The organism is Kitasatospora sp. NPDC050543 (assembly GCF_044457565.1).
In the GTDB taxonomy this organism is placed as follows: domain Bacteria; phylum Actinomycetota; class Actinomycetes; order Streptomycetales; family Streptomycetaceae; genus Kitasatospora.
On record NZ_JBITGZ010000018.1, the window covers coordinates 22,215 to 39,372 of the forward strand.

General features: G+C 72.9%; 15 protein-coding genes. 6 read left to right on the top strand and 9 right to left on the bottom strand.

The window, feature by feature from the left end:
- Positions 1 to 7: 7 nt before the first annotated feature.
- A complete protein-coding gene (locus tag ACIBH3_RS22040; RefSeq protein WP_396313735.1) occupies positions 8 to 652 on the bottom strand; it encodes a hypothetical protein in 645 nt (214 codons plus the stop codon).
- Positions 649 to 1,326 (bottom strand): hypothetical protein, encoded by a 678-nt coding sequence (locus ACIBH3_RS22045; RefSeq protein ID WP_396313736.1) that lies wholly within the window; start codon positions 1,324 to 1,326, stop codon positions 649 to 651. Before ACIBH3_RS22045 ends, ACIBH3_RS22040 begins: the two co-directional genes overlap by 4 nt.
- Positions 1,327 to 1,578: 252 nt before the next feature.
- Here ACIBH3_RS22045 and ACIBH3_RS22050 point away from each other — a divergent pair, with 252 nt between their 5' ends.
- The 4 genes from ACIBH3_RS22050 (at position 1,579) to ACIBH3_RS22065 (ending at position 5,264) form a co-directional block, all read left to right on the top strand.
- Positions 1,579 to 2,559 (top strand): ABC transporter ATP-binding protein, encoded by a 981-nt coding sequence (locus ACIBH3_RS22050; protein WP_396313737.1) that lies wholly within the window; start codon positions 1,579 to 1,581, stop codon positions 2,557 to 2,559.
- Between the two features lie 22 nt (positions 2,560 to 2,581).
- A complete protein-coding gene (locus ACIBH3_RS22055) occupies positions 2,582 to 3,508 on the top strand; it encodes an ABC transporter permease (protein ID WP_396313738.1) in 927 nt (308 codons plus the stop codon).
- Positions 3,509 to 3,517: 9 nt separating this feature from the next.
- Positions 3,518 to 4,435 (top strand): ABC transporter ATP-binding protein, encoded by a 918-nt coding sequence (locus ACIBH3_RS22060; RefSeq protein ID WP_396313739.1) that lies wholly within the window; start codon positions 3,518 to 3,520, stop codon positions 4,433 to 4,435.
- A gap of 112 nt (positions 4,436 to 4,547) precedes the next feature.
- Positions 4,548 to 5,264 carry an ABC transporter permease gene (locus ACIBH3_RS22065; RefSeq protein WP_396313740.1) on the top strand — a complete coding sequence of 239 codons (717 nt, stop codon included), beginning with the start codon at positions 4,548 to 4,550 and terminating at the stop codon, positions 5,262 to 5,264.
- Positions 5,265 to 5,301: 37 nt separating this feature from the next.
- Here ACIBH3_RS22065 and ACIBH3_RS22070 read toward each other — a convergent pair whose 3' ends face one another.
- On the bottom strand, positions 5,302 to 6,567 hold the full coding sequence (locus ACIBH3_RS22070) for an MFS transporter (RefSeq protein ID WP_396313741.1): 1,266 nt from the start codon (positions 6,565 to 6,567) through the stop codon (positions 5,302 to 5,304).
- A gap of 64 nt (positions 6,568 to 6,631) precedes the next feature.
- Entirely contained in the window at positions 6,632 to 7,363 is a 732-nt protein-coding gene (locus ACIBH3_RS22075; protein ID WP_396313742.1) for a FadR/GntR family transcriptional regulator, read from the bottom strand.
- A 357-nt stretch (positions 7,364 to 7,720) separates the two neighbouring features.
- Here ACIBH3_RS22075 and ACIBH3_RS22080 point away from each other — a divergent pair, with 357 nt between their 5' ends.
- Both ACIBH3_RS22080 and ACIBH3_RS22085 read left to right on the top strand, forming a co-directional pair.
- Positions 7,721 to 8,515 carry an ABC transporter ATP-binding protein gene (locus ACIBH3_RS22080; RefSeq protein WP_396313743.1) on the top strand — a complete coding sequence of 265 codons (795 nt, stop codon included), beginning with the start codon at positions 7,721 to 7,723 and terminating at the stop codon, positions 8,513 to 8,515.
- A 211-nt stretch (positions 8,516 to 8,726) separates the two neighbouring features.
- Positions 8,727 to 9,491: a sporulation protein gene (locus ACIBH3_RS22085; protein ID WP_396313744.1), complete on the top strand. Its 765-nt coding sequence runs from the start codon at positions 8,727 to 8,729 to the stop codon at positions 9,489 to 9,491.
- A gap of 169 nt (positions 9,492 to 9,660) precedes the next feature.
- Here ACIBH3_RS22085 and ACIBH3_RS22090 read toward each other — a convergent pair whose 3' ends face one another.
- From ACIBH3_RS22090 to efeB, 5 genes are all read right to left on the bottom strand, one after another.
- Positions 9,661 to 11,445 carry an LCP family protein gene (locus ACIBH3_RS22090; RefSeq protein ID WP_396313745.1) on the bottom strand — a complete coding sequence of 595 codons (1,785 nt, stop codon included), beginning with the start codon at positions 11,443 to 11,445 and terminating at the stop codon, positions 9,661 to 9,663.
- 258 nt (positions 11,446 to 11,703) lie between these two features.
- Positions 11,704 to 12,546, bottom strand: coding sequence for an HAD family hydrolase (locus ACIBH3_RS22095; protein ID WP_396313746.1), 843 nt, complete (start codon positions 12,544 to 12,546; stop codon positions 11,704 to 11,706).
- A gap of 60 nt (positions 12,547 to 12,606) precedes the next feature.
- Entirely contained in the window at positions 12,607 to 13,884 is a 1,278-nt protein-coding gene (gene serS, locus ACIBH3_RS22100; RefSeq protein WP_396313747.1) for a serine--tRNA ligase, read from the bottom strand.
- 758 nt (positions 13,885 to 14,642) lie between these two features.
- Positions 14,643 to 15,578 (bottom strand): prephenate dehydratase, encoded by a 936-nt coding sequence (pheA, locus tag ACIBH3_RS22105; RefSeq protein WP_396313748.1) that lies wholly within the window; start codon positions 15,576 to 15,578, stop codon positions 14,643 to 14,645.
- 219 nt (positions 15,579 to 15,797) lie between these two features.
- Positions 15,798 to 17,150 (bottom strand): iron uptake transporter deferrochelatase/peroxidase subunit, encoded by a 1,353-nt coding sequence (efeB, locus tag ACIBH3_RS22110; RefSeq protein WP_396313749.1) that lies wholly within the window; start codon positions 17,148 to 17,150, stop codon positions 15,798 to 15,800.
- Positions 17,151 to 17,158: the final 8 nt, after the last annotated feature.

Genomic DNA, 17,158 nt, shown 5'->3' on the forward strand with positions numbered 1-17,158 from the left:
TCGACGGCTACTTCAGCGTCACCGGCCCGCCGGGCAGTTCGGTGGTGCTGGTGCACCCGAGGGTGCCGTTCTGGACGGCCCGGCGGGTGACGGCCACGGTCAGTTCGGCCAGCAGCTCCGGCCGGGTCGATGGGCCCGGCTTCGGTACGACGGCCCGGGCGCTGTAGTAGAAGTGGGTGTCTCCGCCCGGTCCGCCCGGCGGGGTCACGCAGTCGAAGGACAGGACGGCGACGCGGGTGTCCGCCCAGCCGCCGCCGGCCACCGCGAAGGCGCGCCCGTGGGCGAACGGGCGGACGTCGTCGTCGCGCCGCTCCGCCTTGCGCTCACCGCTGATCGTCACGTTCAGGGACGTGTGTGACGCGGTGCTCACGCTGCAACTGAAGCGGCTCGCGATGGGGGTCGAGTCGCTGAAGGCGTCGGTGGGGGAGTACTCGGAGTTCACCCAGGCCCGGTGGGTGCCGGTGAGCGCCCGGCGTACGGCGTCGTCGTCCAGCACGCCCCGGCACTCGCCGTGCGAGAGGTCCAGCGCGGGCAGGCGGGACTCGGCGCCGCCGAGGTGGCGGTGCCAGCCGAACAGCCCGCCGCCGAGCAGGGCGAGGAAGGCGACGGCCAGGCATGCGGAGCGCAGCCTGCGGCGACGGTTCGCCGTCACTGGCAGACCTCCTTCTGCTGGCGGCCGGTCAGGACGGCCTTGGCGATGGTCGCGAAGTCGTCCCGGGCGGACTCCGCCGGACGGTCCACGGTGCCGTCGCCGGTGATCTCCACCAGCAGGCTCTGGGAGAAGCTGCTCCGGCCGATGCAGTAGTTCGTGACGACTGCGCCCCCGGCCCACGCCAGCGAGTCCGCGCCCACGCCGATGCTGCGCGCCCCCGGTTGCTTCGCTGCGCCCGCGGGCATCTCGGGCAGCTGCTCCCAGCCGGACAGGCGTACGGTCAGGGCGGTGCGGCCGTCGATCCGGATCGTGCAGGTCAGCTGCTTCTTCGGGCCCTTGCCGTGCTGGAAGGAGTTCGCGCGGTCCTCCACGTCCTGGGTGCCCCTGGGCAGCAGTCGTCCGAGCGGGGTACCGGGGTCGGTGGGCAGGCTGCAGAGCTGCTTGGCGCGGCCGGGTTGCTCCGGCTCGGTGCTGTTCAGCCAGTCGGCGGTGCCCAGCGCCACGGTGACCGCGACGGCCAGGCCCGCGCCGGCCGGGACCAGCCACCGTCGCCGCCGCCGGCCGCCTTCGCCGACGTCCCCGCCCTCGCTGCCGGTACCCGTGTCCGTGTCCGTGTGCGCGTCCGCTACCGGCGCCGCCGGCCCGCGTTCGGCCAGCGCCTCATGATCGGCCAATCTGACCACCCCCCTGCCGGGCTCCCGCCCCGCACCCCGTCCGTTCAGACCGGCACCAGGTTATAGCCCGCCCGGCCACCCGCCGTGGCCTGGGGGCCGAGGGCCGGGGCGGCGGGGGAGCCGGGGTGGCCGCGATGGCCCGGGCGCGCCGTCCCCTAGGGGAGGATGATCCGCCGTCATACCGGAGCATCATGGAAGGCTCGTCAATCCAGCCCATATCCCGCGCCGCCGCCGAGGGCTAGGTTGGGCGACGTGTCCACTGTCATCAAGACGGACGGCCTCACCAAGAGGTTCCCCCGGGTCACCGCTCTCGACCGGCTCACCCTCGAGGTGCAGCCCGGGGTGGTCGGCCTGGTCGGGGCGAACGGCGCGGGCAAGTCCACACTCATCAAGATCCTGCTCGGGCTGGCCCCGGCCACCTCGGGCACCGGCCAGGTCCTTGGGCGGGACATCGCGACCGAGGGCTCGGCGATCCGCGAGCTGGTCGGCTACATGCCCGAGCACGACTGCCTCCCACCCGACGTCTCCGCCACCGAGTTCGTGGTGCACATGGCCCGGATGGCGGGCCTGCCCGCCGCCGCGGCCCGCGAGCGGACCGCCGACACGCTGCGCCACGTCGGCCTGTACGAGGAGCGCTACCGCCCGATGGGCGGCTACTCCACGGGCATGAAGCAGCGGGTCAAGCTCGCCCAGGCGCTCGTCCACGACCCCAGGCTGGTGCTGCTGGACGAGCCGACGAACGGCCTCGACCCGGTCGGCCGGGACGACATGCTCGGGCTGATCCGCCGGGTGCACACCGACTTCGGCATCTCCGTCCTGGTCACCACCCACCTGCTGGGCGAACTGGAGCGGACCTGCGACCACCTGGTGGTCATCGACGGCGGCCGCCTGCTGCGTTCCTCCTCCACGGCCTCGTTCACCGAGGTCACCCAGCTGCTGGCGGTCGAGGTGACGGACCATCCGGACGACGCGGCCCTGGACGCGCCGGCCGCCGTCGGCGAGCGGCTCACCGCCGCCGGGCTGACGGTGAGGCCGGACGGTTCCCGGGTGCTGCTCGTGGAGATCGCGGACGACGACACCTACGACACGGTCCGCGACACCGTCGCCGACCTGGGCCTCGGCCTGGTCCGGCTGGAGCAGCGCAGGCACCGGGTCGCCGAGATCTTCACCGAGGACGCCCACGGCTCCGAGGACGTAACCGAGGGAGGTACCGCACATGTCGCAGCCTCCTGAGGCCAGGACCGAAACCACGGCCATGACCACGGCAGGGGCCTGGAGCACGCCCGGGGCGGGGGCGAGGACGCCCGACACCGGCGTCATCCACGACATCGGCTATCGCGGCTACACCGGCCCCCGGCTGGGCCGCGGCTACGCGACCCGCTCCCTGTTCGTGCAGAGCCTGCGCGCCGCCTTCGGCCTCGGCCGCTCCGGCAAGTCCAAGGTGTTGCCGATGCTGGGCCTGGCGGCGGTCGGGCTGCCCGCGCTGGTGATCGTCGCCTTCGCGATCCTGCAGGGTTCGACGGAGCTGCCGCTGGACTACCCGACCTACCCGAGCTCGTTCGGGCTGGTCATCGAGATCTTCCTGGCGGCCCAGGCGCCGGTGCTGATGTCCCGGGACCTGCGGCACAACACCGTGCCGCTCTACTTCTCCCGGCCCATCACCCGCGGCGACTACGTCCGCGCCAAGTTCGCCGCGATGACCGCCGCCATGCTGCTGCTGATGGTCACCCCGCTGGTGGTGCTCTACCTGGGCGCGGTGCTCGGCGGCATGTCCTTCGGCCACAACACCGTCCACCTGCTGTACGGGCTGGCGGCGTCGCTGCTGTACGCGCTGGTGCTGTCCGCGATCGGCCTGCTGGTCGCCGCGAGCACTCCGCGCCGCGGCTTCGGGGTCGCGACCATCATGGGCCTGCTGGTGGTCAGCAACGTCATCGCCCTGATCATCTACGGACTCAGCGGCGGTCTGGACGTCGGCTCCTCGACGGACGCGGGGAACTGGGCCGCGCTGCTCTCGCCCGGCCTGCTGGTCGACGGCCTGGTCACCGAGGTGTTCGGCCTGCGGCACAACTCCGGGACGATGCACGCCCCGGGGGCGCTGGGCATCGTGGTCTTCGCCGCCGAGGCCGCCCTGCTGGTCGCCGGGTCGTACTGGCTGCTCAACCGCCGCTACCGGAACATCTGAGAGGGCGTCATGGCCACCATCACCATCGACAAGGTCTCCCGCTGGTTCGGCAACGTCGTCGCGGTGAACGACATCAGCATGGCCATCGGCCCCGGCGTCACCGGCCTGCTCGGGCCCAACGGCGCGGGCAAGTCGACCCTCATCCACATGATGAGCGGCTTCCTGGCGCCCTCCACGGGGGACGTCCTGCTGGACGGCGCCCGGATCTGGCGCAACCAGGAGGCGTACCGGCAGATCGGCCTCGTCCCGGAGCGGGAGTCGATGTACGACTACCTGAGCGGCTGGGAGTTCGTGCTGGCCAACGCCGAGCTGCACGGCCTGCCCGACCCGGGCGCCGCCGCGAAGCGGGCGCTGGCCCTGGTCGAGATGGAGTACGCCCAGGAGCGGCGCACCGGCACCTACTCCAAGGGCATGAAGCAGCGCGTCAAGATGGCCTCCGCCCTCGTCCACGACCCGGCGGTGCTGCTGCTCGACGAGCCGTTCAACGGTATGGACCCGCGCCAGCGGCTCCAGCTGATGGAACTGCTGCGGCGCTTCGGCTCGGACGGCCGGACGGTGCTGTTCTCCTCGCACATCCTGGAGGAGGTCGAGCAGCTGGCCCGGCACATCGAGGTCGTGGTGGCCGGGCGGCACGCCGCCTCCGGCGACTTCCGCCGGATCCGCCGGCTGATGACCGACCGCCCGCACCGCTACCTGGTCCGCTCCAGCGACGACCGCCGGCTCGCCGCGGCGCTGATCGCCGACGGCTCCACGGCCGGTATCGAGCTGGACGCGAAGGAACAGGCGCTGCGCGTCCAGGCGGTCAACTTCCAGGGCTTCACCACCCTGCTGCCGCGGGTCGCCAAGGACGCCGGCATTCGGCTGTACACCGTCTCCCCGGCGGACGAGTCGTTGGAGAGCGTCTTCTCCTACCTCGTCTCCTCCTGACCGATCACGCCCGACCGGATTCCCGCCCCGCTGCCGGCTCCCGCTCCGCTGCCGACTCACCTTCCGTCGACGGCTCCCGCCAGTCCCGGTCACCGAAAGAAGGCCGATTACCGTGAACCCGACCGTCGCCAGGCTGACCGTACGCGGCCTGCTGGGCCGCCGGCGCGGCGTCCTGCTGCTGGTCGTCCCCGCGTTGCTGCTGGTGATCTCCGCGATCGCCGCCGGCTCCGACGGTGACAAGCACGACCTGACCGTCAAGATCCTCGGGCAGCTGTCGCTCGGCACGCTGGTGCCGATCCTCGGTCTGGTCGTCGGCACCGGGGCGATCGCCACCGAGATCGACGACGGCTCGATCGTCTACCTGCTCGCGAAGCCGCTGCCCCGGTGGAAGATCATCACTACCAAGCTGCTGGTGGCCATCGGCACCACCTGGGCGATCGCCGGCATCCCGACCTTCGTCGCGGGCCTGATCCTCTACGGGACGAAGGACGACCTGGCACTCGGCTTCACCGTCGGCACCCTGGTCGCCGGCGCCGCGTACAGCGCGCTGTTCCTACTGCTCGGCGTGGTCACCCGGCACGCGGTGGTGGCGGGCCTGGCGTACGCGCTGATCTGGGAGAGCCTGATCGGCAACTTCGTCCAGGGCGCCAGGACGCTGAGTGTGCAGCAGTGGGGTCTGTCGGTGGCCCGGGCGGTGGCCGGGGACGGCGTCCTGACGGCGGATGTGGCGCTCGGCGCGGCCGTGCCGCTGCTGGTCGTCGTCATCGTCGCGGCCACCGTGCTGGCCTCGGTCAAGCTGGGCGGGCTGACCCTGGCCTCCGAGGAGTAGCCGGGCCCCCGCGACCTCCGTGCGGGGCCCGTCCGGGTCAGAGGGTGCGGCCTCGGCCCGCGCCCCAGCCGGCGGCGGCGGCCACCAGAGCCAGGGCCAGCGCCAGCACCAGGGTCAGCGTCCAGCCGCCGGTCAGCTGGCGCAGTGCCCCGGCGCCGACCGGGCCGGCGGCGGCGACCAGATAGCCGACGGCCTGGCTCATCCCGCCCAGCTGGGCGGCGCCCGCCGCGCTGCTCGTACGCAGCACGATGAACGCCAGGGCCAGGCCCAGCGAACCGCCCTGGGCGAGGCCCAGCACGGCGGCCGCGATCCAGGCGCCCGGTACGGGCGAGAGCAGCAGGACGGCGATGCCCACCGCGTTGAGCCCCGCCATGGCGACGGCGAGGCCGCGCTGACGGGTCATCCGGCCGGCCGCGAGCGGCACCAGGAAGGCGCCGGCGACCTGGACCAGGTTGCTGAACGCGAAGACCAGGCCCGCCTGCCCGCGGTCCATGCCGTGCTCGGCCAGGATGGTCGGCAGCCAGGCGACCATCGTGTAGACCAGCAGCGACGAGATGCCCATGAAGGCGCTGATCTGCCAGGCCAGCGGCGAGCGCCAGATCCCCTCGATGGCCCGTCCGGCGGGCGCGGTGGTCGCCGCGGGCGCCGCGGGGCCGGCCGGGGTGGCGACGGCCGCCGGCTGCTGCCGGGAGCGGAGCACCTGCGGCAGCCAGGCGACGGCCGCGACCAGCGCGAGCGCCGACCACGCGCCGAGCGAGGTCTGCCAGCCGCCGCCGAGCGCCTTCTCCAGCGGGACGGACACGCCCGCGGCGAGGGTCGCGCCGACCAGCATGGTGGTCGAGTAGACGCCGGTCATGGTGGCGGCCCGGCCGGGGAACTCGCGCTTGACCAGCCCGGGCATCGAGACGTTCAGGACGGCGATCGCGACGCCGATCACCATGCACCCGCCGTACAGTGCGACGACCGAGGGCAGCACCCGCAGCAGCACGCCGGCGCCGAGCAGCAGCACCGCGCCGAGCACCACCCGCTCGGTGCCGAAGCGCCGGGTCAGCCGGGGGGTGAGCGGTGCGCCCAGGCCCTGGAACAGCACCGGGACGGTGGTGATCAGGCCGCTCGCGGTGGCGGAGAGGCCGAAGGTGTGCTGCACCTCGCCGACCATCGGCGAGATCGCGGCCAGGCAGGCGCGCATGTTGAGCGCGACCAGGACGATGCCGGTGAGCAGCAGCGCGGGGTGCGCGAGCCGCGAGCGGACCGGGAGCGGGGACTGGGTGACCAGCGGCTGCCGGGCACGGGTGACTGCCATGGTGACGTGCTGCTCTTTCTGGAAGCGGAGGGCGGGGAGGCGGGCGCGGTGTGGGTGCGCGCCGTCACTTCCGCGCGGCGATGGCGGCGAGGAGCTGCTCGACGGCCGCGGTCGGCTCGGCGAGCAGCTCGCGACACGCGGTCTCGGCCCGGTCCGGGTCGCCGCTCTCGATCGCGTCCACCAGTGCCTCGTGGGTGGCCATCACCACCTCGGGCATCTCCTGGTCGCCGAAGGCCGTCCGCATGGACTCCTGCACGGACGCGCCGAAGTAGCGGTACACCTCGGTCAGCGCCGGGTTGTGCGCGGCCTCGACGACGGCGGTGTGGAACTCCAGGTCGTGCTCGACGGTCGCCTCGCGGCCGGCCCGGTCGGGGTGCGCCGCCATGACCTCGGCCTCGCGGGCCAGCGCGGTGCGCATCCGCGAGATGTCCTCGGGGGTGTGCCGCAGCGCCGCCAGCCGGGCGGCCTCGGCCTCCAGGGCGGCCCGGACCTCCAGCACGTCCCGTACGCCGGAGCGCTGGACGCCGCGCAGCACGGAGGCCGGGTCGCTGGTGCTGCGGACGAAGGTGCCCTCGCCCTGCCGGGAGACCAGCATCCCGGCGTGCACCAGCACCCGGATCGCCTCCCGGACGGTGTTGCGCCCGACCTTGAGCCGCTCGGCGAGCTCGTGCTCGGTCGGGATCCGGGACCCGACCGGCCAGGCACCGGCGGCCAGCTGCTCGCGCAGCTGCTCGATGGTGGCGTCGACGAGGGAGCGCCGCCCGGCGGCCTGCAGACTGTCGTTCCCGCTGGTCACAGTGGCTCTCCTTCGCTCGCGCCAGTTGTCCTACAACCTCTTGCCCGGTCATCCTACAACTAGCCCGGGGGCTGTCTCCGCGCCGGCTCGCCGCACTCGCCGGGCCGGGCGTACCCGGCGGTGGCGGCCGATCCGGACCAGGCGGCGCCGGAGGCGGGTCCCGCGCCACCCCGGGCCGGGCGTACTCGCGTTCCGGGGAGGCGCCCTTCGGGGGCGCCGGTGGGATCGGCGCCGCCCGCGTGGGCATCCCGGCCGGCTGGGCATTCGTCGGTTCCCCGTCGTAGGCGGACAGTTCGTGCTTGACCTCCCTGGCCGACCGGGTGAGGCTGCTGCTCCCACAGTCGAGAGGCTTCACGGATGTTCAGGTCAGCAGCGGCCGCCACGGCAACCGGAACCGGACCTCCTGCCGGCAACGATCCGTCCGACCTCCACGACGGTGCGCACTCGGTTCAACCGGCTGAACCGGCTGAACCGGCCATCGAGCTCATCGGAGCGAGCCGGGTCTTTCCCGGCGCAGTGGCCGTTCACGCGCTGCGTCCGACCGACCTGACCGTTCAGCAGGGCGAGTTCATCGCGGTCGTGGGCCCGTCCGGCTCCGGAAAGTCCACGCTGCTGAACCTGCTGGGGCTGCTGGACCGCCCGTCGGGCGGTGTGTACCGGCTGGGCGGCGTCGACGTGGCCTCCCTCAAGGAACGCGAACGCGCGGCCCTGCGCGGAAGCCGGATCGGCTTCGTCTTCCAGTCGTTCCACCTGCTCCCCCATCGGAGCGCCGTGGAGAACGTCGTGCTGGCGCAGTTGTACGTCACCCGTGACCGGGCCGAACGGATGGCCCGTGCGGAGGAGGTACTGCACCGGGTCGGGCTCTCGCATCGTCTCCATGCCCTGCCCCCGACCATGTCGGGGGGCGAGCGGCAACGCGTGGCCATCGCGAGGGCGCTGGTCAACCGGCCGGCTCTGCTGCTCTGCGACGAACCCACCGGCAATCTCGACGCCCGGACCTCGGATCTGATCATGGAGCTCTTCGAGCAGCTCCATGCCTCCGGTCAGACGATCGTGGTGATCACCCACGACCACGCGGTCGCCGAGCGGGCCCAGCGAACGGTGACCATCCTGGACGGGCGCCTGCTCGACCACGAAGAGGCGGCGTGGTGAAGGCCTGCGCACCCACCACCGCGCGCTCCGCCCGGCCTGCCGGCAGGGGCGGCGGCCGGTGGCGGCCCGGGCACTTGCCCGGTGTCGGAGTGCGGGGCGATAGTTGCCAGTTCGGAGGGTCCGTCCCGGCCGGCTCCGCGGGTTCGCCCGCGTCCGGCGGCGTTCCTTTCGCCAGCCCGTGAACCACCACTCTCTCCAGGAGTCAGCCCGCATGGTCTTCAAGAAGCTGCTCGGTGCCCTCGGTGTCGGCGGACCGGCCGTCGACACCGTCCTGTCGACCCCCGTCGTCCAGCCCGGTGGCGTGCTCCAGGGGCAGGTCAACCTGACCGGGGGCACCGTCGAGGCGGACATCGCCGGAATCACCCTCACCCTGGTCGCCCGGGTGGAGATCGAGCACGAGGAGGGCGAGAGCACCGGCCTCTACCCCTTCGCGCGGTACTCCGTCACCCCGCCGCTGCACCTCGCGCCCGGCGAGAACCGCTCGATCCCGTTCGCCTTCCCGGTGCCGTACGAGACCCCGATCACCGCGATCGCGGGGCAGCACCTGACCGGCATGGCGCTCGGGGTGCGCACCGAGGTGGACATCAGCGGCGCCCTGGACAAGGGCGACTCCGACCCGCTGGGGGTGGAGCCGCTGCCCGTGCAGCGCCGGCTGCTGGACGCCTTCCTGGCGCTCGGCTTCCGCTTCCGCTCGGCGGACCTGGAGGCCGGGCACATCCGGGGGACGGCCCAGAGCCTGCCGTTCTACCAGGAGATCGAGTTCGCGGCGGCGCCGCAGTACGCGCACGCCTGCAACTCGGTGGAGGTCACCTTCCTGACCACCGCCGACCGGGTGGACGTGATCCTGGAGGCGGACAAGCGCGGCGGCATGTTCCACAGCGGGCGCGACGTGATCAAGCACCACACCGTCGAGCACTCCGCCGCAAACCAGGACCTCACCTCTCTCGTCGACGGCTGGATCCGCTCGGCGCTCTGAGCGCGCGGGCAACACGCAGCCGGGGGATGTCAGCCGGACCGGGACGTCGGCCGGACTCCCAGGACGTCGGCCGGACGGCCACCGGCCGGCAGCCCGACCAGCGCGGGAACCCGGCCCGGCGCCTTCCGGCGCCGGGCCGGGTTCGTACCAGCTCTGCCCGCCGACGCCGCTACTTGCCGCCGTACGAGACGTTGCTGCAGATGTCGTCGTCGGCCGAGCGGGCGCCCGCGACCACCTCGCTCGGCAGCGGCTGCGGCGCCGCGGCGGCGGCCGGGGCGCCGCCCGAGGCCGCCGCGCCGCCGCCCGCCCCCGCGTAGTCCTTGCCCAGGGTGAGGCTGATCCCGGAGCCCGCGCCGGCCGTCACCGTCGCGTTGGGGAACAGCGCGGCGACCTTCTCCGCGTTGGCCTTCTGGCCCGGGCCGTACTCCACCGTCGTGGTCGCGTGCGTCGTGGTCTTCGCCGACGCCGTCGTGGTGACGGTGAACTTCGCGGCCTTCAGGGCCTCCGCGGCCTTGCCGGCCAGGCCCGTCGTGGTGGTCCCGTTGTAGACCGCGACCTTGACCCCGGCGCCCGCGGTGTCGGCGGCCGGCGCAGTGGCCGTGGTGGTGCTCGCGGCGGGCGAGGGCGCCTCGGCCGATGGCGACTCCGGGGCGTCCTCCTGCTGGCCGGTGGCGTCCTGGCCGTCGATCGTCCGGTCCGCCTTCAGCGCGGTCCAGAGGTTGTCGACGGCCGGGTGGACCAGGTCGATCCGCTCCTTGTTGTAGCGCCACGGCGTGGTGAGGAACTTCAGGTCGTGCAGGTCGATGTCCTTCATCGTCAGCGCGAAGTCCATCAGCTTCGTCGCCGAGTCCAGGCCCGGGTCGACCGTCATCGACTTGGTGGCCGCGTCGGCCAGCGGGAGCAGCGTGGTCGGGTTGAGGCCCTGCTTCTTCACCGAGGCGATGAGCGAGGAGAGGAAGGCCTGCTGGCGCTGCATCCGGCCGACGTCCGAGTTGTCCCCGATGCCGTGCCGCAGCCGGACGTAGTCCAGCGCCTTCTGCCCGGAGAGCTTCTGGGTCCCCTTGGGCAGCACGACCTTGCCCTTGTGGCCCAGGTTGGGGTTGATGTCGCCCTCGTAGATGTCGTTCGGGAGGCAGGCGTCCACGCCGTTGACGGCGGAGGTCATCGCGGCGAAGCCCTCGAAGTTGACCTCGATGGTGTGGTCCACCCGGACACCGGTCAGCTTCTCCACGGTGTTCTGGGTGCACGCCGGGTTGCCCTGCTCGGTGTTGCCCACCGAGAAGGCCGAGTTGAACATCTGGTTCGGCAGTTCCTTGGTCCACTTGCCGTTGGGCAGCTTGCAGGCGGGCACCGTCACCAGGGAGTCACGCGGGATGGAGATGCCCACCGCGTGCTTGTGGTCGGCGTAGACGTGCAACAGGATCGTGGTGTCGGAGCGGGCCCCGCCCTCACCGCCGCCACCGAGGTTGCTGTTGCCGCCGGCCCGCGAGTCCGAGCCGATCAGCAGGACGTTGACGGGCTTGTTGCCGTTGGCGTCGGCCTGCGCCTCGGCCGGCCGGTCCTTGCTGATGGCATCCGAGTCGAACGAGGAGATGTTGCCGTTGAGCTTGTAGTAGATCGCCCCGCCGGTGCCGACTATCAGCACCATCACGCCGGCCGCCGTCCAGGCGATGATCTTCTTCACGTTGCGTTTGGGCTTGCGTCCCCGGCCGCGGTGGCCGCTCGCCGCCGCGGCGGCCTTGCCCCGGGAGCCGCCGCCGCCCTTGCCCTGTGCGGCCCGGCGGGCCTCGGCCCGCCCGCCGCTGCGTGGTGCCGGTACCGACGCCCCGGTGCCCCGCTCGGTGCCTCGCTCGGCGGCCCGCGCCGCTGCGCGAGTGGTGCGCACGCCGCCGCTCGGCGGATCGTCGTGCGACGGCCCGCCCCCGGACGGGCCCGCGTCCCACTGGCCAGACATACGCGTACCTTTCACCTACGGAAGCAGCCACCGCAGGCTGCACCTGGGGAGGAGTGCGCCCTGGGGAGCGCCGGGTCCAGGAGTACCGCACCCGAAGAGACGGTTGAGGGCGGGTCCCGGGTTCGGTTTCCTCCCACGAGGGCTCCGGCTGAAGCATGGAGCTTCAGCGGAGCATACAAACTCTTTCCCCAGCGGTCAGCATCCGGGTGGTGACGATCACAGTGCGCACGTGGTCCCGCTACTTCACGGCCACCTGGGTCACGCGTAGGTGAAGAGCCGTTCGAGGACGGCGGCCACACCGTCCTCGTCATTGCTGACGGTGACCTCGTCCGCGACGGCCAGCAGCTGCTCGTGCGCGTTGGCCATCGCCACGCCGTGCGCGGCCCAGGCGAACATCGGCACGTCGTTGGGCATGTCGCCGAAGGCGATGGTGTCGGCGGCCCGTACGCCGAGCCGGCGGGCCGCGACGGCCAGGCCGGTCGCCTTGGACAGGCCCAGCGGCAGCAGCTCGACGATCCCGGGCCCGGCCACGGTGACGCCGACCAGGTCGCCGGCGACCCGGCGGACGACCTCGGCGAGGCCGTCGTCGCCCAGGCCGCGATGCTGGACGTAGAGCTTGCTGACCGCGCTCAGGAGCAGCTCGTCGGGCTCGACCCGGACCACCGGCAGATCGCTGCCGATCAGCAGCTCGTAGCCGGGCCCGGCCAGCACCTGGCCCTCCAGACCGTCCTGGTTGGCGGCGATCGCCAACTGCCCGGTCTCCGCCTCGATCTTGGCGATGGCCACGGCCGCGAGCCGGCGGTCCAGGGTGAGCGAGGTGAGCAGCCGGTGCTCGCCCGCGTGGTACACCTGGGCGCCCTGCCCGCAGACCGCTATCCCGCGGTAGCCGATCTCGTCGAAGACCGGCCGCGCCCAGGCGGCCGAGCGGCCGGTGACGATGATGTGTTGCGCCCCGGCCGCCGTGGCGGTGGCCAGGGCGGCGCGGGTGCGCTCGGAGACGGTCTCCGCGCTGCTCAGCAGCGTGCCGTCGAGGTCGGTGGCGACCAGCCGGTAGGGCAGGTCGCCACCGGGGGAGCCGGGGCTGTGGCTGGTGCTGCTCATCGGCCTTGCGTCTCCCGGGAGTTGCCTGTGCTGTCGGTGCGGTGCGCGGGCAGCCGCTCGCTACTTGACGGGCTCCAGGACGGCGCGGCCCCCGAGGTAGGGGCGCAGCGCCTGCGGCACGGCCACCGAGCCGTCGGCCTGCTGGTGGTTCTCCAGGATCGCCACGATGGTGCGCGGGACGGCGACCAGGGTGCCGTTGAGCGTCGCCAGCGGGCGGACCTTGTTGCCCTCCTCGCGCAGCCGGATCGAGAGCCGGCGGGACTGGTACTCGGTGGTGTTGGACGTCGAGGTGACCTCGCGGTACTTGCCCTGGGTCGGGATCCAGGCCTCGATGTCGAACTTGCGCGCGGCCGAGGCGCCGAGGTCGCCGGAGGCGACGTCGATCACCCGGTACGGCAGCTCCAGCGCGTTGAGGAAGTCCTTCTCCCACTGGAGCAGGCGGCGGTGCTCGGTCTCCGCCTCCTCCGGCGTGGTGTAGACGAACATCTCGACCTTCTCGAACTGGTGCACGCGGATGATGCCGCGGGTGTCCTTGCCGTACGTCCCGGCCTCGCGGCGGAAGCAGGAGGAGTAGCCGGCGTAGCGCAGCGGCAGCTTCTCGGCGTCGAGGATCTCGTCCATGTGGTACGCCGCCAGCGGCACCTCGCTGGTGCCGACCAGGTAGCGCTCCTCCTCGGCGAGGAAGTAGACGTTCTCGGCCGCCTGGCCCAGGAAGCCGGTGCCGTCCATGGCCGCCGGGCGGACCAGGGCCGGGGTGATCATCGGGATGAAGCCGGCCGCGGTGGCCTGGGCGATCGCCATGTTGACCAGGGCGAGCTCCAGCAGCGCGCCGACGCCGGTCAGGTAGTAGGAGCGCGAACCGGCCACCTTGGCGCCGCGCTCGGTGTCGATGGCGCCGAGGATCTGGCCGAGCTCGACGTGGTCGCGGGGCTCGAAGCCCTCGGCGGCGAAGTCGCGCGGGGTGCCGATCTCCTCCAGGGTGACGAAGTCCTCCTCGCCGCCGACCGGGGCGGCCGGGTCGATGAGGTTCGCCAGCTGCCGGACGAGGCGGTCGGCCTCCTCCTTGGCCTCGGTCTGCTCGGCGTCGGCGGCCTTGACCGCGGCGGCCAGCTCACCGGCGCGCCGGAGCAGCGCGGCCTTCTCGTCGCCCTGGGCCTTGGGGATCTGCTTGCCGAGCGTCTTCTGCTCGTTGCGCAGTTCGTCGTAGCGACTGCCCGAGGACCGCCGCCGCTCGTCGGCGGAGAGGAGGGCGTCGACCAGGTCGACGTCCTCGCCACGGGCGCGCTGCGAGGCGCGCACTCGGTCTGGGTCCTCACGAAGCAGGCGAAGGTCAATCACGGGGCAAGCCTACCGGGACGGGGGCGTGGGTCCGGTACCACTTTCCGGGGCGCCGGTGGGCGGGGTGGCCGGCCCGGCCCCGCCGTCATGCGTACAGCTGTCCGTGCCGCTCGTACGGGTGCTCGGACCCTCGCCGGTGCCTCCCGGCTGCGATCGTCGAGCGGGGCACCTCGGCGGTGGCGGCCCGGTGCGGGGCCGGTGGTGAGCCGGGGCGGCGGCGGGCCGGTGGATCGGGGCTGGGGATAACCGCCCCGATCCTGTGGATAACTCCGGTGGACGGCTGTGACGCGCCCGCTTATCCACAGGCTTCCGGGAGAGCCTGTGGACCGTCGGCGCGCCAAGGCTCCGATCACGATCCGCAGAGGAATTGAGGTTTCAAACCTCATTCAACCTTCCCGAGTGAGGGAATTGCTGCGCTCGGACGGGTGATTTGCCGGAGGGAGGGTGACTCTGGTCGGATTAGTCATCTCTGTGGCGCTAACCGATGATCCGACCGGTCCTGTCAGTGGCTATACCGGTTTGTCGACTCATCCCCAGGGCTGTGGATAACTCCGAGCTGTGGATGACTGTGGACGGCTGCCCGGCGCCTGTGGATAGCGCGGGCCCCGGGCGGGCGGCCCTGTGGACGACGGGCACGGGCCGGCGCGGGGCGCACCGGCAGGCGCGCGGCCGGGACCGCGCGCCCTACCCATGGACCGGATGGGCTAATCCTCCACGCGTCAAGAATTTGGAATTCGGTCGTGAAGGGACGACGGCGGTCAGATCTCGCCGCGCCCGTCGAGGCAGCGCGACAACCAGTCCGCCGCGTCGGTGAAATCGGTGTCCGACGTGCCGGGCCGCTGATACGTCGCGGCCTGCCGGTCCGCCCTCGGGTACGAGCCGAGGAAGCGTACCTGCGGGCAGATCCGCTTCAGGCCCATCAGTGCCTCGCTGACCCGGCGCTCGGCCAGGTGCCCCTCACAGTCGATCAGGAAGCAGTAGTTGCCGAGCCCCTCACCCGTAGGACGGGACTCGATCCGCATCAGGTTCACCCCGCGCACCGCGAACTCCTGGAGCAGCTCCAGCAGCGCACCCGGGTGGTCGTCCGGCAGCCACACCACCATCGACGTCTTGTCCGAGCCCGTGGGGGAGGAGACCCGGCCCGGACGGCCGACCAGGACGAACCTGGTGGCCGCGTTCTGGGCGTCGTGGATGTCGCTCACCAGCGGGTCGAGACCGTAGATCGGCGCGGCGAACTCGCCCGCGAACGCCCCGTCGAAACGGCCCTCCTGGACCAGCCGGGCGCCATCGGCGTTGGAGGCGGCCGACTCCCAGCGGGCGTGCGGCAGATTGGCCGCGATCCAGCGGCGCACCTGCGGCTGCGCCACCGGGTGGCTGGTGACGGTCTTGATGTCGTCCAGCGTGGTGCCTGGACGCACCAGCAGCGCGAAGGCGATCGGCAGCAGCACCTCGCGGTAGATCATCAGCGGGGTACCGGAGGCCAGCTCGTCACTGGTCGCGGTGACGGCGCCCTCGACGGAGTTCTCGATCGGCACGAACGCCCCGGAGGCCTCGCCCTCGCGCACCGCGTCCAGCGCGGCCGGCACCGAGGCCAGCGGCACCAGCTCCCGGGTCGCCGCCTCGGGCAGGGTCCGCAGGGCGACCTCGGTGAAGGTGCCCTCGGGCCCGAGGTAGGTGTAGCGGGTGGCCGACATTGCCGCCTCCGTACGAAAGGGGTGTTGCAGGTACCGGACCTGTCACCATAGCCACTTCACGCCCCGCACACCCAAGCGTCCCGCCCAGTGGGCCGGGGCGTGCTGCGGAGCGGGCGGTCGGCGGGGCCGGCCTCCGGTGCGCGCGTCTCGGCCGCCCTGCCGCCGCGCCCCGCTGCGCGGGGCCGCAGGGCGGCCCGGGCTCGGCCGGACCGCCGCGGGTCAGCCCTCCAGGAGGGTCTGCCCCACGTAGCCGCCCTCGGGCGCGCCCGGCGGGACGGCGTACAGGCCGCTCGCCTCGTGCCGCAGGAAGCGGGAGAGGCTGTCCCCGCGCGACAGCTTGCGCTGCACGGGGACGAAGCCGTGCCGGGGGTCGGCCTGGAAGGCGAGGAAGAGCAGCCCGGCGTCCTGGGAGCCGTCGGCCAGCAGCCCGTCGTGGTACGAGAATCCCCGCCGCAGCATCGCCGCACCGCCGTTGGACTGCGGGGCAGCCACCCGGATGTGCGCGTCGGCGGGGATCGTCAGGGCGCCGTCCGGGCCCTGTGCGCCCAGGTCGACCGCGGTGGTCTCGCTGCCGCCGGAGAGCGGCGCGCCGTCCGACTTGCGTCGCCCGATCACCCGCTCCTGTCGGTCCACCGGCAGGTTCTCCCAGTTGTCCAGCAGCATCCGGATCCGCCGGAACACCAGGTACGAGCCGCCGGCCAGCCAGTCGGGCTGCCCGCTGCCGCAGAACACCCTGCTCTCGAAGGACGGTTCGCCCGGCTTCGGGTTGTTGGTGCCGTCGATCTGGCCCATCAGGTTGCGGCCGGTCATCGGCCGCTCGGTCGCCCCCGGGGTCCGGCTGAAGCCGGACATCTGCCAGCGCGCCGCCGCCGTGCCCACCACCTGCCGCTGGAGCACCCGCAGCGCGTGGAAGGCCACCAGGGCGTCGTCCGCGCAGATCTGCACCAGGAGGTCACCGTCGCTGCGGGCGCGGTCGAGGGCGTCCTCGGGGAAGTCCGGCAGCGGCTCCAGGCCCGGCGGCCTGCGGTCGGTGAGCCCGGCCCGGTCGAAGAGCGTGGCGCCGAAGCCGAAGGTGACGGTCAGTGAGCAGGGGCCGGCGTCCAGCGCGATCTGGTTCTCCGCCGCTTCGGCCGGCTCGCCGGCCGCCAGCCGGGCGGCCGTCCGCGACCAGCGCTTCAGCAGCTCGCGCAGCCCGTCCCGGCTTACGCCGGCCGCCAGGTCGAAGGCGGCCAGGTGCACCCGGGCCTGCTGCGGATCGAGGATGCCCGCCTGCCGTGGGCCGTGGAACGGCACCCGGCCCGCGCCCGGCGACGCCGGTCCGCCCGACCGCGGCGGTGCGGCGCCGGGGTGCGGGGCCGAGCGGGAGAGGACGGCGCCGCCGGCCACGCCGGCCGCCGCACCGGCCACCAGGCCCGCGCCGGCACTGCCCAGCAGGGCGCGCCGGGAGAGGACGGACAGCGGGGCGGTCGCCGGGGCCGGGCCCGCCGCCGGGAGACCCGTCCCGGGGTCCGTCTCGCGGTCCGTCCCGGGGTCCGTCCGGCGATCCGGTGGCTGATCCGACCCGTCGTCCATCCCGTGGT